The organism is Flaviaestuariibacter amylovorans (genome assembly GCF_039541815.1).
GTDB classification, from domain to species: Bacteria; Bacteroidota; Bacteroidia; order Chitinophagales; family Chitinophagaceae; genus Flavisolibacter; species Flavisolibacter amylovorans.
In genome coordinates, this window is the sequence record NZ_BAABGY010000005.1 from 149,658 (window position 1) to 175,241 (window position 25,584).

25 protein-coding genes are annotated in these 25,584 nt (G+C 59.5%); 11 read left to right on the forward strand and 14 right to left on the reverse strand.

Going from position 1 to position 25,584, the window contains the following annotated elements; all coding sequences use genetic code 11:
- Positions 1-70: 70 nt before the first annotated feature.
- Positions 71-2,626, reverse strand: coding sequence for a WD40/YVTN/BNR-like repeat-containing protein (locus ABD937_RS05915; RefSeq protein ID WP_345254197.1), 2,556 nt, complete (start codon positions 2,624-2,626; stop codon positions 71-73).
- 15 nt (positions 2,627-2,641) lie between these two features.
- On the opposite strand from ABD937_RS05915, the gene ABD937_RS05920 reads away from it, so the two are divergent.
- The gene (locus ABD937_RS05920) at positions 2,642-3,415 is read left to right on the forward strand and encodes a toxin-antitoxin system YwqK family antitoxin (RefSeq protein ID WP_345254199.1); all 774 of its coding nucleotides are present in this window, start codon (positions 2,642-2,644) and stop codon (positions 3,413-3,415) included.
- Between the two features lie 262 nt (positions 3,416-3,677).
- Here the strand turns inward: ABD937_RS05920 and ABD937_RS05925 are convergent, their stop codons facing one another.
- The 3 genes from ABD937_RS05925 to ABD937_RS05935 form a co-directional block, all read right to left on the reverse strand.
- A complete protein-coding gene (locus ABD937_RS05925; protein WP_345254201.1) occupies positions 3,678-4,499 on the reverse strand; it encodes an alpha/beta hydrolase in 822 nt (273 codons plus the stop codon).
- A gap of 147 nt (positions 4,500-4,646) precedes the next feature.
- Complete coding sequence (locus ABD937_RS05930) at positions 4,647-4,874, reverse strand: helix-turn-helix domain-containing protein (RefSeq protein WP_345254202.1); 228 nt, start codon at positions 4,872-4,874, stop codon at positions 4,647-4,649.
- Between the two features lie 3 nt (positions 4,875-4,877).
- Positions 4,878-5,414: a DUF2975 domain-containing protein gene (locus ABD937_RS05935; RefSeq protein ID WP_345254204.1), complete on the reverse strand. Its 537-nt coding sequence runs from the start codon at positions 5,412-5,414 to the stop codon at positions 4,878-4,880.
- A gap of 285 nt (positions 5,415-5,699) precedes the next feature.
- Here ABD937_RS05935 and ABD937_RS05940 point away from each other — a divergent pair, with 285 nt between their 5' ends.
- A complete protein-coding gene (locus ABD937_RS05940; RefSeq protein ID WP_345254206.1) occupies positions 5,700-5,894 on the forward strand; it encodes a hypothetical protein in 195 nt (64 codons plus the stop codon).
- A 139-nt stretch (positions 5,895-6,033) separates the two neighbouring features.
- Here the strand turns inward: ABD937_RS05940 and ABD937_RS05945 are convergent, their stop codons facing one another.
- The 6 genes from ABD937_RS05945 to ABD937_RS05970 form a co-directional block, all read right to left on the reverse strand.
- Complete coding sequence (locus ABD937_RS05945; RefSeq protein ID WP_345254208.1) at positions 6,034-7,104, reverse strand: nucleotidyl transferase AbiEii/AbiGii toxin family protein; 1,071 nt, start codon at positions 7,102-7,104, stop codon at positions 6,034-6,036.
- A complete protein-coding gene (locus tag ABD937_RS05950) occupies positions 7,076-7,681 on the reverse strand; it encodes a hypothetical protein (RefSeq protein ID WP_345254211.1) in 606 nt (201 codons plus the stop codon). Before ABD937_RS05950 ends, ABD937_RS05945 begins: the two co-directional genes overlap by 29 nt.
- 66 nt (positions 7,682-7,747) lie before the next feature.
- Positions 7,748-8,077, reverse strand: coding sequence for a recombinase family protein (locus ABD937_RS05955; RefSeq protein WP_345254213.1), 330 nt, complete (start codon positions 8,075-8,077; stop codon positions 7,748-7,750).
- Positions 8,078-8,160: 83 nt separating this feature from the next.
- On the reverse strand, positions 8,161-9,354 hold the full coding sequence (locus tag ABD937_RS05960; protein ID WP_345254215.1) for an acetyltransferase domain-containing protein: 1,194 nt from the start codon (positions 9,352-9,354) through the stop codon (positions 8,161-8,163).
- 243 nt (positions 9,355-9,597) lie between these two features.
- Positions 9,598-11,985, reverse strand: coding sequence for a M1 family metallopeptidase (locus ABD937_RS05965; RefSeq protein ID WP_345254217.1), 2,388 nt, complete (start codon positions 11,983-11,985; stop codon positions 9,598-9,600).
- Positions 11,986-12,004: 19 nt separating this feature from the next.
- The gene (locus ABD937_RS05970; protein ID WP_345254219.1) at positions 12,005-12,586 is read right to left on the reverse strand and encodes a HupE/UreJ family protein; all 582 of its coding nucleotides are present in this window, start codon (positions 12,584-12,586) and stop codon (positions 12,005-12,007) included.
- 86 nt (positions 12,587-12,672) lie between these two features.
- Between ABD937_RS05970 and ABD937_RS05975 the strand changes: the two genes are divergently transcribed.
- Entirely contained in the window at positions 12,673-13,161 is a 489-nt protein-coding gene (locus tag ABD937_RS05975; protein ID WP_345254221.1) for a DUF6702 family protein, read from the forward strand.
- 255 nt (positions 13,162-13,416) lie between these two features.
- Here ABD937_RS05975 and ABD937_RS05980 read toward each other — a convergent pair whose 3' ends face one another.
- Positions 13,417-14,706, reverse strand: coding sequence for a hemolysin family protein (locus ABD937_RS05980; RefSeq protein ID WP_345254222.1), 1,290 nt, complete (start codon positions 14,704-14,706; stop codon positions 13,417-13,419).
- Between the two features lie 270 nt (positions 14,707-14,976).
- On the opposite strand from ABD937_RS05980, the gene ABD937_RS05985 reads away from it, so the two are divergent.
- The 8 genes from ABD937_RS05985 to ABD937_RS06020 all read left to right on the forward strand — a co-directional run bounded on the left by ABD937_RS05985 (position 14,977) and on the right by ABD937_RS06020 (position 24,281).
- Entirely contained in the window at positions 14,977-16,950 is a 1,974-nt protein-coding gene (locus tag ABD937_RS05985; protein WP_345254224.1) for an LTA synthase family protein, read from the forward strand.
- 597 nt (positions 16,951-17,547) lie between these two features.
- On the forward strand, positions 17,548-17,985 hold the full coding sequence (locus ABD937_RS05990; protein WP_345254226.1) for a nucleoside deaminase: 438 nt from the start codon (positions 17,548-17,550) through the stop codon (positions 17,983-17,985).
- 69 nt (positions 17,986-18,054) lie between these two features.
- The gene (locus ABD937_RS05995) at positions 18,055-19,875 is read left to right on the forward strand and encodes a sensor histidine kinase (RefSeq protein ID WP_345254227.1); all 1,821 of its coding nucleotides are present in this window, start codon (positions 18,055-18,057) and stop codon (positions 19,873-19,875) included.
- Complete coding sequence (locus ABD937_RS06000; protein ID WP_345254229.1) at positions 19,838-20,446, forward strand: superoxide dismutase; 609 nt, start codon at positions 19,838-19,840, stop codon at positions 20,444-20,446. The genes ABD937_RS05995 and ABD937_RS06000 overlap by 38 nt, the downstream gene beginning before the upstream one ends.
- Positions 20,447-20,746: 300 nt before the next feature.
- Positions 20,747-21,898: an L-dopachrome tautomerase-related protein gene (locus ABD937_RS06005; protein WP_345254230.1), complete on the forward strand. Its 1,152-nt coding sequence runs from the start codon at positions 20,747-20,749 to the stop codon at positions 21,896-21,898.
- Positions 21,899-21,922: 24 nt separating this feature from the next.
- Positions 21,923-22,498, forward strand: a complete 576-nt coding sequence (locus tag ABD937_RS06010; protein ID WP_345254232.1) for a Crp/Fnr family transcriptional regulator — start codon at positions 21,923-21,925, stop codon at positions 22,496-22,498.
- A gap of 413 nt (positions 22,499-22,911) precedes the next feature.
- Positions 22,912-23,808 (forward strand): AraC family transcriptional regulator, encoded by an 897-nt coding sequence (locus ABD937_RS06015; RefSeq protein WP_345254234.1) that lies wholly within the window; start codon positions 22,912-22,914, stop codon positions 23,806-23,808.
- Positions 23,809-23,819: 11 nt separating this feature from the next.
- Positions 23,820-24,281 (forward strand): DUF983 domain-containing protein, encoded by a 462-nt coding sequence (locus ABD937_RS06020; RefSeq protein WP_345254236.1) that lies wholly within the window; start codon positions 23,820-23,822, stop codon positions 24,279-24,281.
- 256 nt (positions 24,282-24,537) lie between these two features.
- Here ABD937_RS06020 and yidD read toward each other — a convergent pair whose 3' ends face one another.
- The 3 genes from yidD to rpmH all read right to left on the reverse strand — a co-directional run bounded on the left by yidD (position 24,538) and on the right by rpmH (position 25,512).
- The gene (yidD, locus tag ABD937_RS06025) at positions 24,538-24,768 is read right to left on the reverse strand and encodes a membrane protein insertion efficiency factor YidD (protein WP_345254237.1); all 231 of its coding nucleotides are present in this window, start codon (positions 24,766-24,768) and stop codon (positions 24,538-24,540) included.
- Positions 24,752-25,144, reverse strand: a complete 393-nt coding sequence (rnpA, locus tag ABD937_RS06030; protein WP_345254239.1) for a ribonuclease P protein component — start codon at positions 25,142-25,144, stop codon at positions 24,752-24,754. The genes yidD and rnpA overlap by 17 nt, the downstream gene beginning before the upstream one ends.
- A gap of 212 nt (positions 25,145-25,356) precedes the next feature.
- A complete protein-coding gene (gene rpmH / locus ABD937_RS06035; protein ID WP_131850803.1) occupies positions 25,357-25,512 on the reverse strand; it encodes a 50S ribosomal protein L34 in 156 nt (51 codons plus the stop codon).
- Positions 25,513-25,584 lie beyond the last annotated feature (72 nt).

The following is a 25,584-nucleotide window of genomic DNA, read 5'->3' on the forward strand; positions in this document are numbered from 1 at the left end:
ATACAAAGCGCCGGTCCTGCAAAGGACCGGCGCTGCTATTTTCAATTGATGTATCGGAGGGGTCAGCCTGTTACTTGCCCGCGGCGGCCTTTTCCTTTGCTCTGGCCGCTTTCTTTTTCAGCCAGTCGGGGTCTTTCTGCAGGCCCTGAACGTCCTCGAGTTTGGCGATGTACAGGCTGCGGCCATGGGTGCCGAGCAGGAGCTCGTTCTCCCGTTGCTGGATGGCGATGTCGTGTACGGGAACGGAGAAGGGAAGGCCTGCCGTCCAGGCCATGAAGGAGCGGCCGCGGTCGAAGGAGACGTAGATGCCGCCGTCGGTGCCTACATACAGGATCTCGGGGTTCTTCGGGTCCTCGCGCACCACGTTTACCGGCTCATGCGGCAGGTCGGCGCCAATGGGTTGCCAGGTGTCGCCGGCGTCCTCGCTGACGTATAGATACGGTCGGAAGTCGTCGTTGCGGTAGCCGTTGAGCGCCAGGTATACGCGGGGCTCGCTCCAATGTGAAGCCAGCACGCGGCTCACCCAGAGTCCCTGCGGGAGGGGTGCCTTCTTCTTCCCAACGGCCTCGTTGAGCGACTTCCAGTTGTAGCCGCCGTCGTGGCTCACGTGAAGGCGGCCATCGTCGGTACCGGCATAGAGCAGGCTCATGCGGAGGGGTGACTCCGAAATGCTGGTGATGGTGCCATAGGGTACGTTGCCGCCGCCATCGCCCTTGCTGAGGTCGCCGGTAACGGGAATGAGCGTGTCGGCCTTGTTAAAGGAGCGGAAGAGGCGCTCGCCGCCGAAATACACGATGTCGGGGTTGTGCTTGCTGAGGAGCACCGGGGTCTGCCAGTTAAAGCGGTACGGCTTCTGCCCGAGCGCATGCACCGGGGTGATCTTTTTGGCCGTGGCATCCGGGTTGTTGCGGTTCAGGCGGTAGTAGTTGCCGAACTGGAAACCGGTGTAGGTGGTCACGTTGTCGCGCGGGTCGGCCTGCACCTGCATACCGTCGCCGCCCATGATCTGCTTGTAGGGGTATTGCCCATCGGCCAGCCACGAAGGGCTGTATTTATACGTGGAGGGCCCTACCCAGGTGCCATTGTCCTGCAGGCCGCCGTATACATTGTAGGGTTTGGCGTCGTCGGTGGTAACGGCATAAAACTGGCCCACAGGCGGCGTGTTGGCCAGCACCCAGTTGGCGCCGTTGTCGAACGTGATGCCGAGCCCGCCGTCGTTGCCGTCGATGATGTGGTCGTCGCGGCGCGGGTTGATCCAGGCCACGTGGTGATCGGCGTGGATATGACTCTTGTCGATATGCTTCCAGGTCTTGCCGCCGTCGGTAGACATGTCGAGGTTGAAGCCGGTGACCACGAGCTTCTGGTCGTTCATGGGCGATACGAAGATCTTCCCGAAGTAGTATCCATAGGAGCTGAACGTAGGCAGGCGCTTCTCGTTCATCTTGCGCCAGCTGCGGCCGCCGTCCTCGCTGCGGTAGATCTCGGCGCCCTCGGGCGTCGTCTCGAACCCGGTGTTTACGTAGAGGTATTCATACAGCGCGGTGGGCTTCACCGTGCCGTTGGCCACCGATTCCATGATGTATTTGGCCGTATATCTACGGTGCAGCCCGTTTCGCTTCAGGAAGGAGTCGAGCTTGCGCTCCTCGAGCCCGCGGAAGCGTTCCTGGGTGATGTCCTTGAACTGGCGGAGGTAGTAGCGGGTGGTGTCGTTGAGCGTGGTGTCGGGCGTCGGCGTCTGGTTGTCGACGATGGCGTATACGACCTGCGGGTTTTTCGGGTACACGGCAAGGCCGATACGCCCCACTACGTCGCCCTGCGGGAAGCCGGAGCCGGCGGCGCTCACGCGGTTCCAGGTGTTGCCGCCGTCGGTGCTCTTGAAGATGCCGCTCGCGGCGCCGCTGGGCACGAAGCTCCAGGCGCGGCGGGTGCGGTACCAGGCAGCCGCATAAAGCTCGTTGGGGTTCTGCGGATTCACCTCGAGGTCTACCGCGCCCGTATTGTCGTCGACAAACAGCGTTTGCTTCCACGATTGCCCGCCATCGGTGGTCTTGTACACGCCACGCTCGCGGTTGGGCGAGTAGAGGTGCCCGAGCACGGCCACCCAGGCGGTGTTGTCGTCGGTGGGGTGCAGCTGCACCTTGCCGATATGGTGCGACTCGGGAAGCCCGATATAGCGCCAGGTCTTGCCCCGGTCGGCACTGCGGTACATGCCGAGGCCGGCATAGGAGGAGCGGCTGCTGTTGACCTCGCCGGTGCCCACCCAGATGGAGCCGGTGCGCCAGTTGACGGCAATGTCGCCGATGGTGAGGGTCTCGGCACTGTCGAAAACAGGGGAGAAGGACTGCCCGTTGTTGCGGGTATGCCAGAGGCCGCCGGAGGCATAAGCCACGTAGAACTCGGTGGGATCCTCGGGGTTGACGTCGAGGTCGGAGACGCGCCCGCTCATGATCGTGGGGCCTACGTTGCGAAAGGCGACGCTGTCGAGCACCGAGCGCTGGCGGAGGACCTTTTTCTGTTCGAGGCCTTTCCACCGCTGGGCTGCGGGCGTTGGCCCCTGGGCCTTTGTGAAAATTGTAACGGCCAGCAGGGCAACGGTTAAAAGGGTTTGGGTTACTTTTAGGTTCATAATTTCCGTTCGGTTATGAGGAACTTTTCAAACATACGCCACCTCCGGTATTGGATGCTGCTACTGACGCTCCTTTCCCTGCAAAGTTTTGCACAGGGGAAGTGGAAGGATTACAAGATCAGCGTGAAGGGCGACACCATCAACCGGGTAGACAGGAAAGGGCTCCGCCAGGGCCCCTGGGTCGTGCGGCAGGAGGCGGTGCGCAGCGAGCGCGGCTACGAGGAAGAAGGCTTTTATGCCGACGACCAGAAAACCGGCCCCTGGCGCCGCTATACGCTCGAGGGTGACCTCGAGGCGTTGGAGAACTTCCGTTTCGGTATGAAGAACGGCAAATGCGTCTATTTCAACCTCGCCGGCCACCCGATCCGCGAAGAAAGCTGGCGCGCGATAGACCCGCAGAACCCGTACGACACGGTGCAGATCTTCGATATCAACGACCCCACCCGCGTCACCGGCACCAAGATCATCAAGGTGGAGCCCACGGCGCGCAAGCACGGCACCTGGACCTACTACGACGAGCGCACGGGCCGCTTTGCCGCAAAGGAAGAATGGATCAACGACAAGCGCAAGAGCGACCTTGCCAAGGGACCCGACGAGGGCCTGGAGCCGATCATGCCCGCCGCATCGGAGGGTACGGCCAGCAAAAGCGTCAAGGAAGCCCTGGACGCCACCCGCCCCGCCTACGAAAAAAAGGAGAAGGTGACGAAGCCCGCCGCCGTACAGGCCTTCGAGAAAAAACACTCGGGCAAGAAGAAGTACGATGTGCGCGACGGAGCAACGGGAGGATAATGTGCTAATGGGGTAATGTGCTAATGGGGTAATGTGCTAATGCGGCGATGCCCCTTTTGATGGAATAGTTTCGAATGTAGGGAAGAGCGCTGCGGCGCTCTTTTTTGTTAAGCACGAGGGTCGGTTAGGCCCGGTAACGTCGCAGGTTTGGAGCACCAGCCCACGGCTTCATCCGTGGGTTTTCGAAAATTCACCAGCCCATGGCTTCAGCCATGGGATTAATAAACACATCAAAGGCTGCCGGAGGCAGCCTTTGATGTGTTTAGCGCGATGCATTGCGGTCGAAATAGTTCCGGAAGAAGAGCAGCTGGTATTGCACGGCGTTATTCCAATAGGGCCAGTCGTGCTTGCCGGGTCGCTCGGTGTAATCGTGGGCGATCTTCAGTTCGAGGAGGCGCTTGTGGGCGGCGCGGCTCATGTCGACGATGAAGTCGTCGACGCCGCAGTCGAGGATGAGCGCCAGCGTATCGGTACGCGGCTTCTCCAGCTCGCCGAAGATGGAGTGGGCGCGGTAGCGGGCCTTGCTGGCCGTATCGCCCAGCAGCCGGCTCACGCCATACTGCTTTTCCGTGATGTTCTCGATCGCATAGGCGCCGCTCATGCCGCCGGCCGCCCCGAAGAACCGGCTGTGGCGCAGGCCCAGGTACAGCCCGCCGTGGCCGCCCATCGACAGCCCGGTGATGGCCCGTTGCCCGCGCGCGCGGCGCACCCGGTAGCGCGATTCGATAAAAGCCGGCACCTCCTGCGCGATGTAGGTCTCGAATCGGTGCTTCGGGTCTTCAGGACTGTCGAGGTACCAGGAGTTGAAGGCGCCGTCCGGACAAACCACGACCACGTTGTAGCGGTCTACATATTCTTTGAGCGACCGGGCTTTCTGCACCCAGTTGTCGTAGCGGCCGGTGAGGCCATGCAGTAGATATACGGTAGCAAAGGAGTCGGTGCCCCGCGCATAAGCATCCGGACGGATGACGACGCATTTCAGCGACCGACCCATGGCCGCAGACGCGATCGAAACGGTGTCGACGTCTGCCGAGCGGGCATAGAGGGAGGAGAGGAGCGTAGCCAGGAGGAGTATTCGTTTCATGATAAAGTGTGGGCCTAAAGGTAGGGTAGCGGAAGAAGATGACAGTACGCCGGCAAGAAAGGTCTGGCGGAGCGTCCCGCTTGGGTTTTCGGAAAAGAACAGGGCATCCGGCTGCCGGCAGCCGTCCGCACCTGCCGGGGCGCCGGTTCAATTGCCGGTAGGCCGGTCCTTCTCGGGAACATATTCCAGGATATCCGCCGGCTGGCAGTCAAGCGCTTTGCAGATGGCCTCCAGCGTGCTGAACCGGATGGCCCTGGCCTTCCCGGTCTTCAGGATCGAGAGATTGGATAAGGTAAGGTCTACTTTTTCCGACAACTCGTTCAGCGACATCTTCCGCCTTGCCATCATGACGTCCAGGTTTACAACGATCGGCATAGGTTATACGGTTAAGTCGATTTCCTTCTGGAGCTCTACGCCCTTCCGGAAGATGGTGGCGATGATATACACGACCGCAGCCATAAGGATGAACGCCTGGCTGTCGGCCCAAAATCCGTTCAGGTGGCCCGCAGCGAAGCCGTGGTGCTGCTGGTTCCGGGCTATTTCCCGGGCAATGTAGCCCAGGATGCCGATTAAAAAGGTGTAATGGCTGATCTGCGCGATCTGTTCTGCCACATAATGGCTGAAGGGGCGCGCCAGGTCCAGCTTGCTCAATAGCCGGATCACGATGTAAAACAGGTAGGCTTTTGATAGCGCAATGGCCAGGATAAAGCTGTACATGCCGAAGAAGACCGCCTTGTTCCCTTCATACAGGTGGCTCAGGTCCAGCTTCTGGTAAAGGTTGGGAACCGACTGCGGCTTGAAAATGCTGAACAGGAAGTTGACGAGCAGGCCTCCTGCCTCGATGCACAACCCCACGAAGATGATCCAGGCAATAACCTGCAGCACTTTGAATACGAAATTGTTGGTGGATGACATAAACGAGATGCTTTGGTGAGAGCACAATAGTAATAAATATTTATTGAAAAACAATAAAATTGTATTGAAAAGGAGAAATTTTCATGAATGTGGTCAGGAGCCGGTTGCCCAAGCTTGCGCCTGTAGCGTTGCTGTTTCCGCTGAAGCCCCTCCGGGTAAAAGTGCTTGGTGATCGAATCCCGCCATCTTCGAACAGCCGGTTTTGCAGGGCAGCCTTGCTCGCCGCTGTGGTGCGATTTTGTGCATCTGCCCGATACGGGCCTGCACGTAGCTTATCTTGCATCCATGGAAGCAGAAAAGGTAAAGTTGCAGTTCCAGACGCCGCAGGATTTCCAGAAGTTCCGAAAGATGGCCGATGGTAAGATCCTTTCGTTCAATATCGCGGAACTGACCGTGATCTGCGATTGCCGGATGGTGGACGTCGCCACGGCGATCAACAAGTACGGGGCGATCGCCACGGATGTACTTGGGGGGAAGTGAATACCGGGTCGACAATCGTGCCCGAGCTTCCCTTAGGCTAATCCGCTACTGCGTCCACTATGCCATGCAGGGCCATGAGGAAAAGGACAGAGAAGAACCACGGTTCTTGAGTTACTTACTGTATAAGTACTGATCTTATTCAACTGTTGTTGCCTTCTTTCTTTATTCCGAGCCAAGCCCGGAAACGTTCCAAAAGAGACGAGGTGGGTGCGGTGTCGACGACTTCAGCCTCGGTATCTTCGGTCATCACGTCGCTTTGAGACGGCTCCCCTCCGTGCCGCGCCCGTGTGGGGGGCGGAAGCTCCTGGAGGGCAGAAGCACCTAGTCCTGCCTCCGTCAGGGCGGCGCTCCACTGCTCGACAAACTGCGACAGCAGACCGGGAAGACGGTCGGCATCCGTGATGCGGTGGGCCTGCTCGTATTCCACAACATCGTGGTGATGACTAAACGACGAATGGTTGCGGAACCGCCAGTGTTTCCAGTTCTCTTCGAAGGAGTGGGGCGGGTACAGGTACTCGAGCTGGTGGTTGAAAAAGCATAGGAGCTTTTCCGGTTTCAGACCGTCGGCCGCGCATTCGTCCATCAAGGCTTGCAGGCACTGGGCGCGGGCGCGTGGCGAGAAATCCTTATGGCGCACGAGGTGCATCAGATCGAAGAGGTCCTTGAAGCGCGGGCGCACGAGCGTCTGGTGGATCTTCCACGATACCTGCAGGGAGATCGGCACCGTGCGCGGCACTTCGAAGGGCGCACCTGTAAGCGGCTCGTAGCGCAGCGTCACCGGCCGTTGCCCGCCTCCCAGGTTGAACGAGATGTCGATGCTCAGCGCCACTTCTTCACCGTCTACGTAGCAGATAAGATCGGTGTTCACTGTGGGGAAGTCTTCGGCCATCGCGTAGTCGATGGAGCGCCAGAAGGCATTCTTCAGGAAGTTCTCAAAAACAACCCCGTCGGCCACGTGCTCATTGGTGACTGCATTGGCCCAGGCATCGAACACCGACCGTGCCGCGGGCACGTCGGCGAGTGGTTCGAGGTATACCCAGTCGAGGTCGCCGGGAATGCGGGCGCGCTTGTCGTGGAAATACTGGCGCGTCACGTAGCTTCCCTTCAGCATAAACGGTGCGTCGACGAGCGCGGCGCGGCGGATAAAGGCCTCGTTAGCGCGGAGTTCCGATGCCTGGTCGTCAGTAAGCGGCAGGTAGTAGCCATCCATGGTCAAGCGGTTGGTGATTGTCGTAAATGCAGTATTCGGATTGTTGTTTCGCGACAGCCCAGCCGTGCTGCACCAGGTCCGTTTCCAATGCGGCGACGCGTGCCGTAAAGATCGCTTGCGCGCCATGTTCCCGGAGTGTTACGAAGCGGCGCAGCGGGTCGGTGCGCAGGGTGTTGCGCGAGAGGTGAGCGCCGTGCCCGATGCAGAGCGTTTCCAGCTCCCGCGTGCGCTCGCTATGCACGCGCCCGTGCCATTCAAAATAAGGAGTAAAGCTTTCGGTGCTCTCCTTGAATCGACATGCCTCGGTAGCCGGTATCTCGATCTTGCTCCGGCATACGAGGAAGCCAGCCCGGCCAAGCTCTTTTGCCAGACGGCCTGCTTCCTGCAACGCGGCTCCAAGGCTTTCCGCCGCGATCACCTTGCTCAACATCGGCTGCTGCGCGTGCGCGCCGCGGGCAAGCTCGATGAGCAACGCACGGCCTGCGAGTGCCGTGCAGGTGGCCTCGAAGGCGGCTTCCTGCGCCAGAGGCAGCGGGGCAACGGTGAGGTGCAATTCGAACAGGAAGGGAGCGGGCATGGGCGCTCAAGATAGCCGAAAAAGCGTCTTCAATGGTGGGCTCATAGAAGCAAGTATACACGGCGGTCAGTCCTGGAGGAAAGGGACGATTACGCCTTTCTGCGTCAGCCAATCCAATACCTCCTGCACCTGCTCCGGAGTTCGGCCGATCCGCGCGCGGTCCTGCACCAACACTACGTCATATTTTTTTGTTCCGGCTCCGAACTCCTGCATCAGCCGGGAAAGCGCCGGCCGCTCAGACAAGGCCGAAGCGCCGCTGATCTGGTCGCCGTACACGTCCTCTTCATTCACCACAAAGTTGCCGGCAGCAAACTGCCTTAACGCCAGGATCTGGCTGCACACATTGGCTTCGGAGGAGCAGCGGGCGAGCAGGGCGGCGCGGGGCGGTTGCGGCATGTAGCGGGTTTGGCAAAGGAAAGGGAAACGAGCCGTGAAGGTAGGCGTTTCATCCAACCCCTGTTTATCGTCGCCCCGGTAGCTTACACATAACTAAGCCACCATTGTTCGCGGTGACTGCTCTTGTACCGCTCATACCAGCGACAGAGTGGGTACAGCAGCGCCACAACGAGCATCCAAACCAAATAGACCACCGCGAGGGGTTGCCCCCAATTCCTGGGCGCTGGGGTAAAAGGTACCTGCGACACCATATCGCTCCAATGATATCCGGTGAGCACGGCAACGAAAAGGGCGAGCAGGTGGATCAGGTAGATGTGCAGCAGGTAAAAGAACATCGGCACGCGTCCGATCGTGATCGCTGCACGGGCCACCCGTCCGCTTGCCGTGTCCACCAGGCGAAGAAGCAAAAGCGCCGGTCCCAGCGTCATCAGCAGGAAAAGGAGCGAGGGAGGATACTTGGTCGTGTTGAGGAAAGAAAGCAGTGTAAAAACGGTCGTTGTCTGCGGAGACCAGGGCTGCGGATCGCCGTACACATTGAGCGTGCGCAGCACCACGAACAGGGCCAGCGCTGCGAGGCCGGCGAGGAGGGTTGCTTTGCGTCGCGTTGCCGCCGGCACTTCATTCCGGTAAAAGGTTCCGAAGCAATACCCGAGGGCCATGACCCCTATCCAGGGCAATACCGGGTAGGCTACCTCCATCGGCCGGCCTAGAAAGGTGAATTGCTCGGGTATGAAGCGGGTGTCGTGCAGCACCGACCAGATAAAGGCACCGGCTCCGGTGCCGGGCACATGCACCCCGTCGAGCAGGTTGTGCCCGGCTACGATAAGCACCCCCGTTGCCAGCAACACCGGCATGGGCAGAAATATGAGCAGCGAGAGTGCTGCCATGGCGAGGCCTAAAGCCCAGATCGTAGCGAGGGCAAAAAAAGGGAGCGTGAGATTGAAGGTCCAGCCAACATGAACCACGGTAAGCTCCAGCAGCATTAGCCAGATTCCGCGGGTCAGCAGGAAGATGGCCAGCTTTTTCTTGCTGCGCCTTCTGCCGGTCAGATAGGCGGAGGTGCCTGCAAGAAAGTAGAAGACCGGAGCGCAGTAATGGGTGATCCACCGGGTAAAAAACAGAAAGCTGTTTGTTTGCGACAGGTCGGTCGGATCGTAGCGTAGGGCGTCGGCGTGAAAGAAATCACGGGTGTGGTCGAGCGCCATAATTACCATCACGAGCCCACGTAGCAGGTCGATAGCGCCGATCCGGGAAGCAGGGGAGTGCAGGTCGTTCATGAAGCAGCGTTTGGTTCCTTCAAGATACAATTTCTGCCATAGCTGCGTCTAAGCGGGGTTGGTCGCCTCCGGGCGAAGATGACGGGTGCTTCGCTGCCGGGTCGCTGACGGCCAGTAGTGCCGGTACCGTAACGGCCGCCTTTCTTCAATAAAAAGGCCTCCCGCGAGGGGAGGCCTTTTTCGAGTATGCTGGTCCGTAGTCGGTCCGTAATCAAAGACTACGGACAACTACGAACAACGGCGTTAGAATCCTTTCTTTTCAGCCGATTTCTGCATCGGGTTGATACCGGTGCTTTGTCCGCGGCCGGCGGCAGCCTTTTGCTTGAACATCTGCACGCGGCTCGGCTCGGCGGAAGTGCCGGCCCAACTGTTGTTGGCTTCGTTCACGTCGGCCGTTTCGCGCATCGGGTCCAGCTTGATGTTGGTGACGCGCTTGTCCTTCACGAAGAACTTGGTGACCTTGCTTTCGTTGAGGCGCCAGACCTGGGCGGGGATGCGGTCGATCTCCTTGGTGCCGTCCTCGAAGGTCCACTCCACGATGATGGGCATCACGAGGCCGCCTTTGTTGCCTACGGTGATCTCGTAGAGGTGCTTGTTGGCGTACTTCTGGCGCTCGGCATCGGTCACCGTCTCGGCCTGGGCGGGCAGGGCTACCTGGTACTTCGCCGAGTCATACGGCTCGAGGCCGCGGTCGTAGCGCCAGTAGAAATCACGGAGCGACGTATCTACGTCGGTCTGGAACCTGATGCTCTTGTCTTCGCGGTTGCGGATCTTGCTCACGTCCTCGAAGCTGTTCTGGATGGGCTTGGGCAGGTTCTGCATCACGACGGTATCGCGGAGGCGGACGCCGGCAGGAGCAGCGCCGGTGAAGTCAGGCTTCGCGTAGCGCACGGAGTCGAGCGACATATCGGTCACATCGGTGCTGTAGAACCAGCCGCGCCAGAACCAGTCGAGGTCTTCGGCGGAGGCGTCTTCCATCGTGCGGAAGAAGTCGGCGGGCTCGGGGTGCTTGAAGGCCCAGCGGCGCGCATACTCTTTAAAGGCATAGTCGAACAGCTCGCGGCCCATTACGGTCTCGCGGAGGATGTTGAGGCCGGTAGCAGGCTTCGAGTAGGCATTGGGTCCGAACTGCACGATGTTCTCGGAGTTCGTCATGATCGGCTCGAGCTGGTCCTTCGGGAGCTTCATGTAGTCGGTGATGGTCCAGGCCGGCCCGCGGCGGGAGGGGAACTTGTTGTCGTAGAGTTCTTCCGTCAGGTACTCAACGAACGTGTTGAGGCCTTCGTCCATCCAGCTCCACTGGCGCTCGTCGGAGTTGATGATCATCGGGAAGAAGTTGTGGCCCACTTCGTGGATGATCACACCGAGCATGCCGTTCTTGGTGCTTTCGGTATAGGAGCCGTCCTTCTCGGTGCGGCCGTAGTTGAAGCAGATCATCGGGTACTCCATGCCGTTGGAAGCCTCAACCGACTGGGCAACGGGGTAGGGGTAGGGGATGGTGAACTTCGAGTAGGTCTTGATGGTGTGGGCAACGGCCTTGGACGAGTACTTGCGGTAGAGGCCGTAGGCTTCCTTGCCGTACTGGCTCATGCACATCACCTTCTTGCCTTCCACGGTAGTGGCGAAGCCGTCCCAGATGAACTTACGGGAGGAGCCCCAGGCAAAGTCGCGCACGTTGTCGGCCTTGAAGACCCAAGTCTCCATGGTCTTGCTCTTCGACTTCTCGGCGCGCTTGGCCTCGTCGAGCGTTACGATCTCGATGGGCTCGGAGGCGTTCTGCGCCTTGATCCAGCGGGCATGCTGGGCGGGCGTCAGCACCTGCTGCAGGTTCTGGCAAAGGCCCGTAGCGGCCACCACGTGGTCGTTGGGTACGGTCATGGCCACCTTGAAGTTGCCGAAGGTGAGGGCGAACTCGCCGCGGCCGGTGAACTGGTGGTTCTGCCAGCCCTGCACGTCGCTGTAGACGCACAGGCGCGGATACCACTGGGTGATGGTGAAGAGGTGGTTGCCGTCTTCGGGGAAGTACTCGTAGCCGCCGCGGCCGCCAAGGGTGAGGCGGTCGGGGATCTTATAGTTCCATTCGCAGTTGAAGACGAACTTCTGGCCCGGCTTCAGGGGGGCGGGGAGCTCCACGCGCATCATCGTCTTGTTCACGATCGACTTCAGGGGCTTCCCTGTGGCGTCGGTGAGCTTCGTGATGTTCACGCCGAAGCCGTTGTCCTGCTTCGCCTGTGCCTGCGCTTCGATGGTGGAGGGCGTCACCACGCGGGGCATCGAGTTGCTGTTCTGGTAGCCCGCGTTCTTGGTGGAGCTGTGTTCGTTCTCATCCAGCTGCAGCCAGATGTAGGTAAGTACGTCGGGCGAGTTGTTGTAATAGGTCACGGTCTCTGCGCCTTTGAGCATCAGGTTCGGCTCGTCGAGCGTGGCCTTGATGTCGTAGTCGGCGCGCTGCTGCCAGTACTTGGGGCCGGGGGCACCGGAGGCGGTGCGGTACTCGTTCGGCGTGGGCAGGGTGCCTGCGAGCTGCTCGAATTTGTTTCCGTGGTTCGAGCCCGGGTTGTTCTGCGTGTTCTGCGCGAGCGCACTTCCCGCCACGAGGGGGAGGCCGCAAGCCAACAGAAGCTGTTTCATTTGGATCATGTGTTTGGAATTATGAGGGTAAGCGTTCAAGCGCCATTTTCAAAGCTAAACTAAATACACCTGCCGACACGAACAGCACCCATTCGCGGCGCGGCGCCCGGAGGCGGTCTACCACGAGGGAGGCGAGCAGCAGGATGACCGCCACCACCACGAGCTGCCCGGCCTCGAGGCCTACGTTGAAGCCGAAGAGGCTCCAGCCGAGGCTCTGACCCTTTACCAGCAGCATCGACCGGAGGGTGTTGGCGAAGCCGAGGCCGTGCACGAGGCCGAAGAGCAGGGCGAGGATATAGTTGAGCCGGAGGTGGCGCGTCGTGTATTCTTTCCGGAAAATGTTGACGAGGGCGGTGATAGCGATGGTGACCGGGATGAAGAACTCGGTCCATTCGGCCGGCACGTCGATCAGGTCGAGGACGCTGAGGGCGAGGGTGATGGAGTGGCCGATCGTAAAGGCGGTGACCAGGATGAGCACCTGCTTCCAGTCGCGCAGGAGGTAGATGGCCGCGAGTACCCACACAAAGAGGATATGGTCCAGAGCGTCGATGCTCATGATATGCCCCCAGCCGAGGCCGAAATAGAACCCGAAATCATTCATGCCGGAAAATCGCCTTTTAACGTGTTTTTATCGAAGGGCTTCAAATTAATCCAGAGTTTTGTACCTACCCAAAAATAAATCCGTCAATGGCGCTCTTGTCGTTTAAATGGTTCCTCCCGTTCGTCGCTTCCCTCTTCCATCCCTTCTTCGTTTCCGTGACGGAGATCAACCACGTGGCCGCGAACAAGGAGTACGAGGTGTCCTGCAAGGTATTCACGGAAGACCTCGAGGCCGCGATCCGGAAGAACTACAACATCTCCTTCGACCTCACCGCGAAGGGCCAGGAGGCGCAGCACAACAAGTACGTGGAGGATTATTTCCGCAAGCACCTCGCCGTATCCGCCGACGGCAAGCCCTTGCCGCTGCATTACCTGGGCTTCGAGCAGGAGCGGGAATCGCTCTATTGCTATTTTGATGTGCCGGGCGCCGCCGCCCCGAAACGGATCGACGTGAAGAACGAGGTGCTGCATGACTTCACCGACAAGCAAATGAACATCATCCACGCCACCGTGAACGGCAAGCGCCAGAGCACCAAGATCGATTACCCGGTGAAGACGGCGAGTTTCCAGTTTTAGATCCGGCCCCCTGTCCCCCGTAGGGGGAACTTAGGTCGATCATACTTCTTTTGTTTTGTCCCTTCTCAAATTTGTTTGATACGAAAGCCGCGACGATGTCGGGGCTTTCTACTTCAAATATTCAATGCTCAATGTTCAACGATCAATGCTCCAGCGGTGCCCAATTGAACATTAAGCTTTTTACTACTCCAGAAGTCACCGCTACCGTTGGAACAGCCCCGACCTAAGTTCCCCCTACGGGGGGACAGGGGGCTGCTATTCCTCTTCTTCCGCCGCCGTCTCTGTCGTTACGAGCACCTTATCGATGCGGTGGCCGTCCATGTCGATGATCTCGATATGGAAGCCTTCCCAGTCGAGGGTTTCGCCGGTATGCGGGATGTGCTCGAGCTCGTGGAGGATGCAGCCGGCCAAAGTGTCGAAGCTGTAGTCGTCGTTGAGGAGCTGCGTCTTGTCGAAGTGGGACAGGAAGTCGTAGAAGTTGATCTGCGCGTCCACGAGGTAGGAGCCGTCTTCGCGCGGCACGATGGAGTAGTCTTCCTCGTCCTCCACGTCGGGCATGTCGCCGATGATCGCCTCCATGATGTCGGAAAGCGTGATCATGCCGAGCACGGAGCCGTATTCGTCCACGATGAAGGCCGCGTAGTTCTTGGTGGCGCGCAGCTTTTCCATCACCTGGTAGGCCGAGTTGTTATTGGGTACGAAGAGCGCCGGCTTCATAAGGTCCTTGAACTTCGTAAGGTCGCTCGAAACGTAGAGGTCCTTGATCGACACGATGCCTTTTATGGAGTCGATATCGCCCTCGCACACCGGGAAGATGGAGTGCGGTTCCGCGGAGATGCGGTCGCGGATGGCCACCTCGGTGTCGTTGACGTCGAACCAGGCGATGTCGGAGCGGTGGGTCATCAGCGAGGTGATGTTGCGGTCGCCGAGGTGGAAGATGCGCTCGATCATCTCGCGTTCTTCTTCTTCGATGGTGCCCGCCTCGGTGCCTTCGGTGATGATCGCCTTGATCTCCTCCTCGGTTACGGCATCGTCGGTGGCCGCGCGGATCTTGAAGACCTTGAAGAACAGGGAGCTCGTCTTATTCAGCAGCCATACGATCGGGTGCGTGAATCTGGCGAATACGCCCATGGGGCCGGCCATGAGCTTGGAGATGGTCTCCGCGCGCTGCAGGCCGATGCGCTTCGGGATGAGTTCTCCGAAGACGATGGACAGGAAAGTGACAATCACGACCACAGTAGCCTTGGAGAGGCCCTCCGCGTAACGGGCCAGGAAGGAAATGCCGCGGTAGAACGGCTCGAGGTAGGAGCCGAAGCTTTCGCCGGAATAGAGACCGGTAAGAATGGCGATGAGGGTGATGCCGATCTGGGCGGCGGAAAGAAAGATCTCGGGGTTCTGCGACAGCTCAAGGGCACGCCGGGCGCGGGCATCGCCTTTGTCGGCGGCAGCCTCCAGGCGGGGTTTGCGGGCCGATACGAGCGCGATCTCAGACATGACGAACAGACCGTTCAACAGGATCAGGCCCAGCAATATGAATATCTCCATCTACGGATTCGTTGATTAATCAGCGGTAAAGCTACCGGTTTTAAAACAAAGACAGGGCCAAGGCGAGCCCGGAGGTTTTTAAGGGTTTTGAAGGATTTGGTGGTTTTAGGGGGTAGGCAGCCCACCCATGGTTGAACGGACTCCGAACCTTCAGAACCTTCGAAACCCCCAAAACCTTTGTTCTCTGTCGTTCCAAAGCGGCCTTCTGTCGTTTTCTCCATAGAAATACGGTCCGGATGCGTCAATTTTGCTGCCTCAACAAGCCCAGCCATGCTCGTGCGTACGCGTCTTCCGAAAACCCTGCTCTGGGTCAGCAACCTCCTGTTGATCTATGCCGTGCTGTTCACCGGCTTCCGCCTCGTGATGGGCCTCGTATTCAAGCCCGGCACCGAAGGCTGGCTCGACCTGCTGCCGTCCTTTCTGCTCGGCTTCCGCTACGACCTCCGCTGGATCTCGCTCCTCCTGCTTCCGGTGGTGCTGCTGAGCCTGGTGCCGGCGCTGTCGCCCTTCTATTCGCTACGCAACAAAAAGTTCTGGACCGGCTACCTCGCCGCCGTCACCTTTTTCGTCATCTTCTTCTTCGCTGCCGACTTCGGCTGCTTTTCGTACAACAACACCCGCCTCAACGCCTCCGCCCTCAACTTCGCCGAAGACCCCGGCATCTCGGCCCGGATGCTCTGGCAATCGTATCCCATCGTTTGGATGCTGCTGGGCCTCCTGGTAGCCGTGTTCTTCCTGCGCTGGATCTTCCGGCAGACGCATGGGTACGTAGTTTCGAAGACCGAAGGGAAAGGCATTCCCTACAACCGCAAGGCAGTGCTGGGCTTCGCCCTGCTGCTTGGCTTCTGGAGCTGGGGCGGCGTTACGGCCCCGCTGCGGTGGAAAGATGCCTTCGGCCTGCACGACTCCTTCCGCGCCTATCTGGCCCTCAACCCGCTGCAGAACTTCTTCACCACGCTGAAATTCCGGAAGCCGCAGGCCAACGAAAGCGCTGCCCGTGATCATTTCCCGGAGGTAAAGGCATTGCTGGGCCTTCAGAGCGACGGCTTTTATTACCAGCGCCGCGTGACGCCTGCATCGGCTTCGATGGATCGACCCAACGTGGTGCTGGTGCTCTGCGAGTCGTTCAGCATGTACAAGAGCAGCCTGTCGGGCAACCCGCTGCGTACCACGCCCTACGTCGATTCGCTGGCCAGGGGCGGCGTGCTCTTCGACCGCTGCTTTTCGCCCCACTTCTCCACGGCCCGCGGACTCTTCGCCACGCTCACCGGCATCCCCGACGTGCAGCTCTCCAAGTTCTCGACCCGCAACGAAGCGGCCCTCGACCAGCACTGCATCATCAACGATTTCGAGGGCTATAAAAAACTCTATTTCCTCGGGGGCGATCCCGGCTTCAACAACTTCTCGGGCATCCTGAAGAACATCGACGGCCTGCAGATGGTGACCGAGGGGCAGTTTCCGCAAAAACCGGTGGACGTATGGGGGATCTCCGACAAGGACCTCTTCCTGAACGCCGACCAGATGCTGGCGCAGCAGACGGAGCCCTTTTTCGCACTGATTCAGACGGCCGACAACCACCGTCCGTTCACGATTCCGGCAGGGGAGCGGGACTTCGTTCCCGTAACCGTTCCCGACGACAGCCTGAAGAAATACGGGTTCGAGTCGCTGCCCGAATACAACGCCTTCCGCTATGCCGACCATTGCATCGAAACCTTCATGGAGGCCGCGCGCCGGAAGCCTTATTTCAACAACACCATCTTCGTTTTCATCGGCGATCATGGCGTGTCGGGTAATGCTGCTGCGCTCTATGGCGACACCTGGACGCGCGAGCGCCTCACCGACGAGCACATTCCCTTCCTGATCTATGCGCCGGGCCGCCTCGCGCCGCAGCGCCGCCACGACGTGGTGTCGCAGATCGACGTGCTGCCCACCATTGCCGGCCTTGCCGGGGTGCGGTACACCAACACAACCCTGGGCCGCGACGTGCTGCGCCGCGAAGGCGATGCGTTTGCCTTCATCATCCACCACGACGAGGGCCGCATCGGCCTCGTCACCGACCAGTATTATTACACCCGCAACCTCAACTTTCCGAAAGAGGAGGTGCACCTGCTGCCCGGCGCGCCCGCCTTCTCGCGCGCCGCGCTCGACTCCATCAAAAAGCGAATGGGGCCTGCCACGCAAGGGGTGTACGAAACGGCCCGGTGGATGTTGCTGAATAACAAGAAGGCATACGTGAAGAAGTAGGGTTCGCTCCGCTCGCCGTTTCTCGCAACGATGTTTTGACCGCCGCAAGCGGCTGTCTTTTCCCAAATTTTGACGCGGGTTTCGTGCGGAGACGCAAAGACGCGGAGACGCAAATTAACTTTCTGACTCCGTAAGGACTTATCAACGAAGCCATTTCCCGCGCTATGCCCTTCTCGTTATTGCGATCCGCCTGCTGGCGGAGAAGCCATCTCCACCGTTACGTGGAGTGTTTGAAAACCGAGGCATGCGGATTACGACAAGTTCTTGCGGCAGGTCCGGTAGAGCCTGCAGTGCAGTGGGCGTCTGTTTTTACTCAAGCGTTACGCAGGAAATTGCTTCGTTGCAGGCTGCCATCGGCGCCTGCTGCCTCGCAATGACTTCACGCCTCAGGCACTCCGCGCGGTGGAAGAGTGGAGTGCCAAACGTTGCCGTTCTCACACGACCAGTTTGTTAAGCGGCGTCAACTCCAGGCACAGCGCACCGATGACGCATCCAGCCACATAGGAAAAGATCGAAGGAAAAAAGAACCCACCGCCCCAAGTTCCCCCTTAGGGGGACAGGGGGCCGGGGGCCGGGGCGGGGCCGTATCTTCGCCCCATGGACGATGAATACTTCATGCGGCAGGCCCTCGTGCAGGCGCAGCGGGCATTTGAGGAAGACGAAGTGCCCGTAGGCGCCGTGGTGGTGCTGGGCGGAAAGATCATCGCGCGCGGGTATAACCAGGTGGAGCGCCTCAACGATTGTACCGCCCACGCCGAGATGATCGCCGTTACCTCCGCCTTCTCGTTTCTCGGCGCCAAGTACCTGACCGACGCCACACTCTATGTTACCGTGGAGCCCTGCCTGATGTGTGCCGGCGCGTTGTACTGGAGCAAGATCGGCCGCATCGTGTACGGAACCGCCGACGAAAAGAACGGCCACCGCCGCGTCACCGGGCCGCACTCGCCGTTTCATCCCAAAACCATCGTAGACAGCGGTATCCTGGCCGACGAATGCCGCTCGCTCATGAAGGAGTTCTTCGCCCGGAAGCGCTGATCGCGAGCTCAGCCATACATCTTGGTCGCTTTAGTCTAATTTTGCCGCCTAGAACCCGACCATACCTGAATGAATAATCCCACGCACGGAGCGCTTCCCTTCCTCAACGGAGGCGGCGAAATGGGTGCGCTGATCCGGTCAAAAGACTGGAGCCGTACCCCGCTCGGGCCACCAGAGACCTGGCCGCAAAGCTTGCGCACCACCGTCAGCCTGCTCCTCAACTCCCAGTTCCCGATGTTTGTTTGGTGGGGCCCCGAGCTCATTGCCCTCTACAACGACGCCTACGTTCCCATCGCCGGCGAGAAGCACCCGACCATGCTCGGCCAATCCGGCCGCATCGCCTGGGAAGAGATCTGGTCCGACCTCGGCTCGCTGGTGGACTCGGTCTTTGCCGGTATCTCTACGTGGTCGGAGGACCAGTTGCTCGTGATGAACCGGCGCGGCTATTTCGAAGAGACCTATTTCACGTTCTCCTACAGCCCGGTGCTCAACGACGAAGGTGCCGTGGGCGGCCTTTTCTGCGCCTGTATCGAAACCACCGGGAAGGTGCTGGCGGCCCGCCGCATCCTCGAGAGCGAGCAGAACCTCCGCAATACCATCCTGCAGGCCCCGGTGGCCATGTGCATCCTGCGCAACCCTGGCTTCGTGGTGGAGATCGCCAACGAACGGATGTATGCCCTTTGGGGAAGAGGGCAGGCCGAGCTGCAGGGCAAGCCGATCTTCGAGGGCCTGCCCGAGGCCCGCCACCAGGGGCTGGAAGAGATTCTCCAGAACGTGGTCGGCAACGGCGTCGCCTTTACCGCCAACGAGCGGCCCGTGCAGCTCCCGCGCGACGGAAGCGTACAAACGGTCTACATCAACTTCGTATACGAGCCCTTTCGCGATGGCGACGGCAACATCACCGGCCTCATCGCCGTGGCCGTGGACGTCAGCGAGCAGGTGCGGGCACGCCGACAGATCGAGGAGATCGTGGTGCAGCGCACCGGTGAGCTGGCCACCGCAAACGACGCCCTCATCAAAAGCAACCAGGAGCTGAAGCGCTCCAACAATAACCTGGAGGAGTTTGCCTATGCCGCTTCCCACGACATGAAGGAGCCGATCCGGAAGATCCACTTTTTTGCCGACCGGCTCCGCGGGGAGCTGCAGCCGCAGCTGAGCGACAACCAGCGCCTCCTCTTCGAGCGGCTCGAGAGCGCCTCCCGCCGCATGGGGGCACTCATCGACGACCTGCTGACCTATTCGCAGGCAACGCGTGGCGCGGCGGAGCAGGAAACCATCGACCTCAACCGGCGCCTCGAGCAGGTGCTTCATGACCTCGAGCTTGAGATCGAGCAGAAAGGCGCGCGGGTACAGGTAGGTCCACTGCCGACGCTGCGGGGCAACGGGCGCCAGTTTCAGCAGCTGTTCCAGAACCTGGTGTCCAACGCACTCAAGTACAGCCGGCCCGGCGTTCCCCCGGTGGTCGAGATCCGCGCCGGGCGGCTGCCGGGAAGCGATCCGCTCGTGCAGCAATACCTGCCGGAAGCGGGCAACCCGCCCTTCGTGCACCACGTCGAGGTCGCCGACAATGGCATTGGCTTCGAGCAAAGCGATGCCGAGCGCATCTTCAACATGTTTACCCGCCTCCACGGCAATGCCGAATACCGCGGCACCGGGGTCGGGCTTTCGATCGTGCGCAAGGTGGTCGATAACCACGGCGGGCATATCTGGGCCGACAGCAGGCCCGGCGAAGGCACCACCTTTCACATCCTGCTGCCCGATGCCGCGGAATATGATCTCAGATCTGCGATCTCAGTTCTGAGATCTTCTCTTCGTTTCGTCACTACATTTGCCCAACTAAAAAACCTTTGTTATGGCATTTACCCTTCCTGCACTGCCCTATGCACATGATGCACTGGAGCCGCATATCGATACGCAAACGATGCAGATCCACCACGGCAAGCACCACCAGGCCTACGTCGACAACCTGAACAAAGCCATCGCCGGCACCGAGCACGAGAACAAGTCGCTCGAGGAGCTGGTGAAGAACGCCGGATCCATCTCGCCCGCTGTGCGCAACAACGGTGGCGGCCACTGGAACCACTCTTTCTTCTGGACCATCCTCGGCCCTAATGCCGGCGGCCAGCCCACGGGCGCCCTGGCCGAGGCCATCACCAAGACCTTCGGCTCTTTCGAGGCCTTCAAGGAGAAGTTCAACACCGCCGGCGCTACCCGCTTCGGCTCCGGCTGGGCCTGGCTCGTGGTCCGCGACGGCAACCTCGAGGTCACCTCGACGCCCAACCAGGACAACCCGCTGATGGAGATCGCGGAAGTGAAGGGCACGCCCCTCCTCGGCTGCGACGTGTGGGAGCACGCCTATTACCTCAAGTACCAGAATCGCCGTCCCGAGTACCTCGCCGCCTTCTGGAACGCCGTGAACTGGAGCAAGGTGTCCGAGCTCTATGAAGCTGCGGGGAAATAGTTTATTTGTCTAATTTGTCTATTTGTAAGAGAGTCTGCTGGTGCAGGCTCTCTTTTTTGCCGGGAAGATTCGGCATAGAAATATGCTCGTCGTTCGTTCAAGCCCGGCTTCTGCAAAGCGGAGCAATGGGCGACCTGAAAGCGGCTTTCGGCTCCAATAGAAACAGCCTCCGACAGTCCGAATGCATTTTCCATCAACACGACCTTACCATTAGGCCACTAGACTAATAAACGAATAAACCAATAGACCAATACACCTTTTCCGGGTATGATTTTTTTGCGTCGGGAGCAAACATCCTCTATGCGCATGCACCTCCGGTCGATCCTGTTTGCGGGTACGCTGCTGCTGGCAGCCTGCAACGATGGCGAGCAAGCGGCCACGTCGACGGCCACCACCACCGACAGCACAGTGACCACAACTACGGAAGCCCGCACCGACTCGGCTTCGGCGCAGCTCGAGTTGGTGTTCAGCGATCATCACTACCAGCTCACCGGCGTGGCCAAGGAGCCCGGTGGCCGCCTGCTCGTGAATTACCCGCTCTGGGGCGGGCCCTACCGCTATGCCGTAGTGGAGGCTACGGGCGATACGACGCGCGTACCGTACCCCGACTCGCTGACGAATGTGTGGAAGCCCGGTCAGCCCGGCACTAAAAAATGGGTTTGCGTGCAGTCGGTATATGTAGACGATAGTGCGCGTACCTGGGTGCTCGACCCTGCCGCGCCGCAGCTGAAGCGCGTGACGGGCGGGGGCGCCAAGCTGGTGCGCATGAGTGCCGAAGGAAAGATGGAGCGCAGCTACTCCTTCAACGGAGTGATCACCGACACGAGCTACGTGAACGATATCCGCGTCGACGTCGGCCGCGGCTTCGCCTATATCACCGACTCCAAAACGGGCGGCATCGTGGTGGTGGACCTGCGTTCCGGTAAGATGCGCGAAGTGCTGAGGGCGCATCCCTCCACGCTTTCGGACACCGCGTTCAAATTCATCATCGACGGGCGCGAGCTCATGAAAGACGGCAAGCCGGCAAAGTTCCACTCCGACGGCATCGCGCTCACCCCCGACGGCAACTGGCTTTATTACAAGCCGCTCACCGACGACAAGCTATACCGTATTGCTACGGAGCACCTGCGCAACTGGTCGCTCGCGGATACGGCGCTCGGCGCCAAAGTGGAAGACCTCGGACGGTTTACCACCACCGACGGGATGATCTTCGACAAGGCCGGCAACCTCTACCTCGGCGACCTGCAGCACTACCGCATCGTGCGCATCGACCGCAATCACAAAATGACGACCCTCGTGCAGGACCGCCGCCTGCTTTGGCCCGACAGCTATTCCATCGCCGACGGCTACCTGTACATCTCCTGCTCGCAGATCCACCTGCAGCCGGATTTCAACGCGGGCGTCAACAAGCGTACGAGTCCCTACACCATTTACCGCGTTCGGCTTCCCTGACGGAGCTTGTCCTATTTTTGAGGGATGTACGAGCGCATCCTGGAAAGCATCGGCCGTCGTATCGAGCTCACCGAAGACGAGCAGCAGTATTTCACTTCGCTGCTGCAGGTACGTACGGTCCGGAAGCGCCAGTTCCTGCTGCAGGAGGGCGATGTGTGCCGCTACGAGTATTTCGTGAACAAGGGTTGCCTGCGCGCTTACGTGGTGGATGCCAAAGGCGTGGAGCGGGTGCTGCAGTTTGCCATCGAGGACTGGTGGATCGGCGACATGCAAAGCTTCATCGACCAGAAGCCCGCGCGCCTGGCCATCGATGCGCTGGAAGACTCGGAGGTGTACTGCATCGACAAGGCAGGCTGGACTGCGCTGCTGGAGCGGGTGCCGAAGTTCGAGCGCTTTTTCCGGATGCTGCTCGAGCGCGCCTTCATCACCCTGCAGGAGCGCGTGACCTCGGCACTCAGTGCTACGGCCGAAGAGCGCTACGGGCAGTTCCAGGAACGCTACCCGCAATTTGAGCAACGCCTTCCGCAGCACCAGATCGCCTCCTACCTCGGCATCACCCCCGAGTCGCTGAGCCGCATCCGCAAGCAACGGATGAAATAGTATGCATGTGGCGGTCGCGCTCCGATGCCGGCCTCCCCGTTTGGCCTTAGGGCTACGCCTTAAAGGCTGTTTGAATTAAATGATCATCAGGAAAAGGTGAAAAGGTCAGCCGCAGGCGGCCTCGATGCACTACGGCACAACGGCGCGACGGCGCGACGTAGAAAAACGATCTGTTCTTTCCACTTTTCGTCGTGCCTTTGCGCCGTCGTGCCGTCGTGACAGGGGCGTTAGCCCCGCTTCCCGCGCTTGCGCGGTCCGATGAGCCCTGATCGAATAAGTCAAACAGCCTCTAAGAACCCTAAGAACTTTCAGCACCCAAAGAACCTTTCTAAGTTCTTCTGAACCGTAAAAAGTACCAGGAAAGGGTGATTCTGGTCAACCCCTTGCGGTACTAATCGGGGTACCTTTGCTTTGTGATCAAGAAGAATCCCGATACGGCCACCATCCCTGTTTACGATCTCCGCCACATCGACGCGGAGGCGCAGCACGGCCTGATGGTGGCGCGCTTTCGCGACTACCTCGATCAGCACTACCCGCACCTGCGCCGTCCGCACCGCCACTCGTTTTATCACCTCGTGCTCTTCACGAAGGGCAGCGGTACCCATACCATCGATTTCGAGACCTTCGACGTGCGGGCCGGGCAGGCTTACTTTATGAGTCCCGGGCAGGTGCACAGCTGGCAGTTCGAAGGCGACGTGGAAGGCTATGTCGTGCACTTCCAGCCTTCGTTCTTCACTGCGTTTCTGCACAACGACCGTTACCTCGAGCGCTTTGCTTTTTTCAGCGGGCGCCCCGAGCGCAGCGTATGCCAGCTCCCCGGGAGCGAGCTGGGAAGGGTGGCCGGGCTGTTCGAAGATCTGTTGGAGGAAGTGCGCCTCGGAAAAACCGGTGCGATCGACCTGGTACGGCTGCGCCTGCTCGAATTCTTTATCCGTACCGACCGGGTTTGTGGCGGTGATAAAGACGACGCGCCGGCTCCTCAAAAAAGCCTGTTGCTCCGGCATTTCCGGCAGCTGATCGACGAGCACTTCCGGGAACTGCGCCTGCCGCGCGAATATGCGGCGCTGCTTTATGTGACGCCCAATCACCTGAATGCGCTCTGCCGCGACCTGCTGGGCACCACCGCGGGCGACCTTATCCGCGACCGGGTGCTGCTCGAGGCCAAGCGCCTGCTGACACACGCCGACCTCACCGTAGCCGCCGTTGCCGACAACCTGCATTTCGACGACCCATCCTATTTCAACCGTTTCTTCCGTAAGTACGTAGGCAGCACGCCCGACGAGTTCCGGAAGCAGCACCTTCACCTGTAAAATCTTTCCCCATGTGTGCGTACAGACAAGACGAGAAGCCGAACCTGATCCTCAGCATATTGAACAATAAATGCACCCGTTGCCGCCGCGGCGACCTGTTCGTGCACAAAGGGGCCTTCCGCATCAAAGGGCTCATGAAGATGCACGACCAGTGCCCGGTGTGCGGTCAGCCACTCGATATGGAGCCGGGCTTCTACTACGGCACCATCATGATCTCCTATGCCATCGCGGTGCTGTTCAGCGTGGTCACTTTTATCCTCTGGTACCTCATCGTGGGTATGTCGCTCCAGGACTCCCGCTTTTTCTGGTGGATCGGCGTCAACGCGGTGTTGCTCGGCATCCTGCAGCCGCCGCTGATGCGCATCTCCCGCACTGCCTGGCTGGCCTTCTTCGTACGCTATAGTCCCAACTGGCATAAAGGCGATATCGTGCAGCGGTATAACTACAATAAAGACCAGATGAATAACTGGTAACGGCCCCCTGTCCCCCGTAGGGGGAACTTAGATCGAGGCTTTTTGTACCGTAGTTGTCATTCCTAAAGTAGATAATACTCAATATTCAAATGAATTCTCTTGAGCATAGAGCGTTGAACATTGAGCATTGAATATTTTGAAGTAGAAAGCCCCGACACCGTCGGGGCTTTCGTATAAACAGCCTTGAGAAAAGTTCGAAACAAAAGAAGTATGATCGACCTAAGTTCCCCCTACGGGGGACAGGGGGCCAGATCCCCTAAGGCACAGGATCATAGCCGCTTCCGCCCCAGGGATGGCAGCGGCCGATGCGCCGGACGGTGAGCCAGAAGCCTTTGAAGAGACCGTATTTTTTAAAGGCCTCGAGGCCGTATTGCGAGCAGGTGGGGGTGTAGCGGCAGGAGGGACCCAGCATCGGGGAGATCGCCTTCTGGTAAAAGCGGATGATCCAGATAAAGGGCAGCGCCAGGAGCTTAAGAAGTTGGTTCATGCCGTTTCTTTTTGAGTTGTTTGAGGGCCCGGCCCATGGCGGTATACATCGCGTCGTACTCGGGGAGCTGCTTGTCGAGGTAGATAAAGAAGAGGTGCAGTCCGCCGCCTGTTTCCGCCACCTGTTCGCGGAGCCCGGCCGCCTGCAGCCGGTAGGCCTCCCGCATGAGTCTTTTCACCCGGTTGCGGTCGGCCGCCTTTTTAAAGTGCCGCTTGCTGCAGCTGAACCCGGCCTGGAGCCCATCGGTGCCCTCCGGCAGGTACCGGTGCCACGTCAGCAGCGGAAACACCGAAAAGCGCTGCCCGCCCTTGAAGAGGGCGTCGATGGCGGATCGGTGCTTGAGGCGTGCTTGTTTCGGGAGGCCGTTGGGCTTCATGGAAGTGAATATCGTATAACGAATACCGGATAACGAAGATCGAAGTTAGGCCGGACCTAGGATTGAGGTCCAAGGAAATGATTGATTGCTCTAAAGACGGCGCCACAGCGTCACCCCTTCCCTTTAGGAAGGGGTTGGGGGATGGGCCGGGCAAAACAAAAAGCCCCGCTCGGGGGCTTTTGAATATACTTCGCGCCACGGGGGTGGCTGGATTACTTGAGTTTACGCTCGTCGCTCACGGTCAGCTTGTGACGACCCTTGGCGCGGCGGGAAGCCAGCACCTTACGGCCGTTAGCGCTCTGCATACGTTTGCGGAAACCATGGACGGTCTTACGACGGCGGTTGTGCGGTTGGAATGTACGTTTCATATCAAATTTCTTTTTCCCTTTTTACAAAATGGACCGTGGAGAAACGGCCGGTTTTCAGTCGCGGCCTACAGG

Bases quoted from the DNA above. Each gene is read 5' to 3' on its own strand.
- ABD937_RS05920 (WP_345254199.1), top strand. From the start codon at position 2,642: ATGAGGAACTTTTCAAACATACGCCACCTCCGGTATTGGATGCTGCTA.
- rnpA (WP_345254239.1), bottom strand. From the start codon at position 25,144: ATGAAGCCCAACGGCCTCCCGAAACAAGCACGCCTCAAGCACCGATCC.
- ABD937_RS05980 (WP_345254222.1), bottom strand. From the start codon at position 14,706: ATGGAGATATTCATATTGCTGGGCCTGATCCTGTTGAACGGTCTGTTC.
- ABD937_RS05955 (WP_345254213.1), bottom strand. From the start codon at position 8,077: ATGCCGCAACCGCCCCGCGCCGCCCTGCTCGCCCGCTGCTCCTCCGAA.
- ABD937_RS06000 (WP_345254229.1), top strand. From the start codon at position 19,838: ATGGCATTTACCCTTCCTGCACTGCCCTATGCACATGATGCACTGGAG.
- ABD937_RS05940 (WP_345254206.1), top strand. From the start codon at position 5,700: ATGGAAGCAGAAAAGGTAAAGTTGCAGTTCCAGACGCCGCAGGATTTC.
- ABD937_RS05950 (WP_345254211.1), bottom strand. From the start codon at position 7,681: ATGCCCGCTCCCTTCCTGTTCGAATTGCACCTCACCGTTGCCCCGCTG.
- ABD937_RS05975 (WP_345254221.1), top strand. From the start codon at position 12,673: ATGGCGCTCTTGTCGTTTAAATGGTTCCTCCCGTTCGTCGCTTCCCTC.
- ABD937_RS05935 (WP_345254204.1), bottom strand. From the start codon at position 5,414: ATGTCATCCACCAACAATTTCGTATTCAAAGTGCTGCAGGTTATTGCC.
- yidD (WP_345254237.1), bottom strand. From the start codon at position 24,768: ATGAACCAACTTCTTAAGCTCCTGGCGCTGCCCTTTATCTGGATCATC.
- ABD937_RS05930 (WP_345254202.1), bottom strand. From the start codon at position 4,874: ATGCCGATCGTTGTAAACCTGGACGTCATGATGGCAAGGCGGAAGATG.
- ABD937_RS05915 (WP_345254197.1), bottom strand. From the start codon at position 2,626: ATGAACCTAAAAGTAACCCAAACCCTTTTAACCGTTGCCCTGCTGGCC.
- ABD937_RS06010 (WP_345254232.1), top strand. From the start codon at position 21,923: ATGTACGAGCGCATCCTGGAAAGCATCGGCCGTCGTATCGAGCTCACC.
- ABD937_RS06005 (WP_345254230.1), top strand. From the start codon at position 20,747: ATGCGCATGCACCTCCGGTCGATCCTGTTTGCGGGTACGCTGCTGCTG.
- ABD937_RS05925 (WP_345254201.1), bottom strand. From the start codon at position 4,499: ATGAAACGAATACTCCTCCTGGCTACGCTCCTCTCCTCCCTCTATGCC.
- ABD937_RS05965 (WP_345254217.1), bottom strand. From the start codon at position 11,985: ATGAAACAGCTTCTGTTGGCTTGCGGCCTCCCCCTCGTGGCGGGAAGT.
- rpmH (WP_131850803.1), bottom strand. From the start codon at position 25,512: ATGAAACGTACATTCCAACCGCACAACCGCCGTCGTAAGACCGTCCAT.
- ABD937_RS05995 (WP_345254227.1), top strand. From the start codon at position 18,055: ATGAATAATCCCACGCACGGAGCGCTTCCCTTCCTCAACGGAGGCGGC.
- ABD937_RS05970 (WP_345254219.1), bottom strand. From the start codon at position 12,586: ATGAATGATTTCGGGTTCTATTTCGGCCTCGGCTGGGGGCATATCATG.
- ABD937_RS05960 (WP_345254215.1), bottom strand. From the start codon at position 9,354: ATGAACGACCTGCACTCCCCTGCTTCCCGGATCGGCGCTATCGACCTG.
- ABD937_RS05945 (WP_345254208.1), bottom strand. From the start codon at position 7,104: ATGGATGGCTACTACCTGCCGCTTACTGACGACCAGGCATCGGAACTC.
- ABD937_RS06020 (WP_345254236.1), top strand. From the start codon at position 23,820: ATGTGTGCGTACAGACAAGACGAGAAGCCGAACCTGATCCTCAGCATA.
- ABD937_RS05990 (WP_345254226.1), top strand. From the start codon at position 17,548: ATGGACGATGAATACTTCATGCGGCAGGCCCTCGTGCAGGCGCAGCGG.
- ABD937_RS05985 (WP_345254224.1), top strand. From the start codon at position 14,977: ATGCTCGTGCGTACGCGTCTTCCGAAAACCCTGCTCTGGGTCAGCAAC.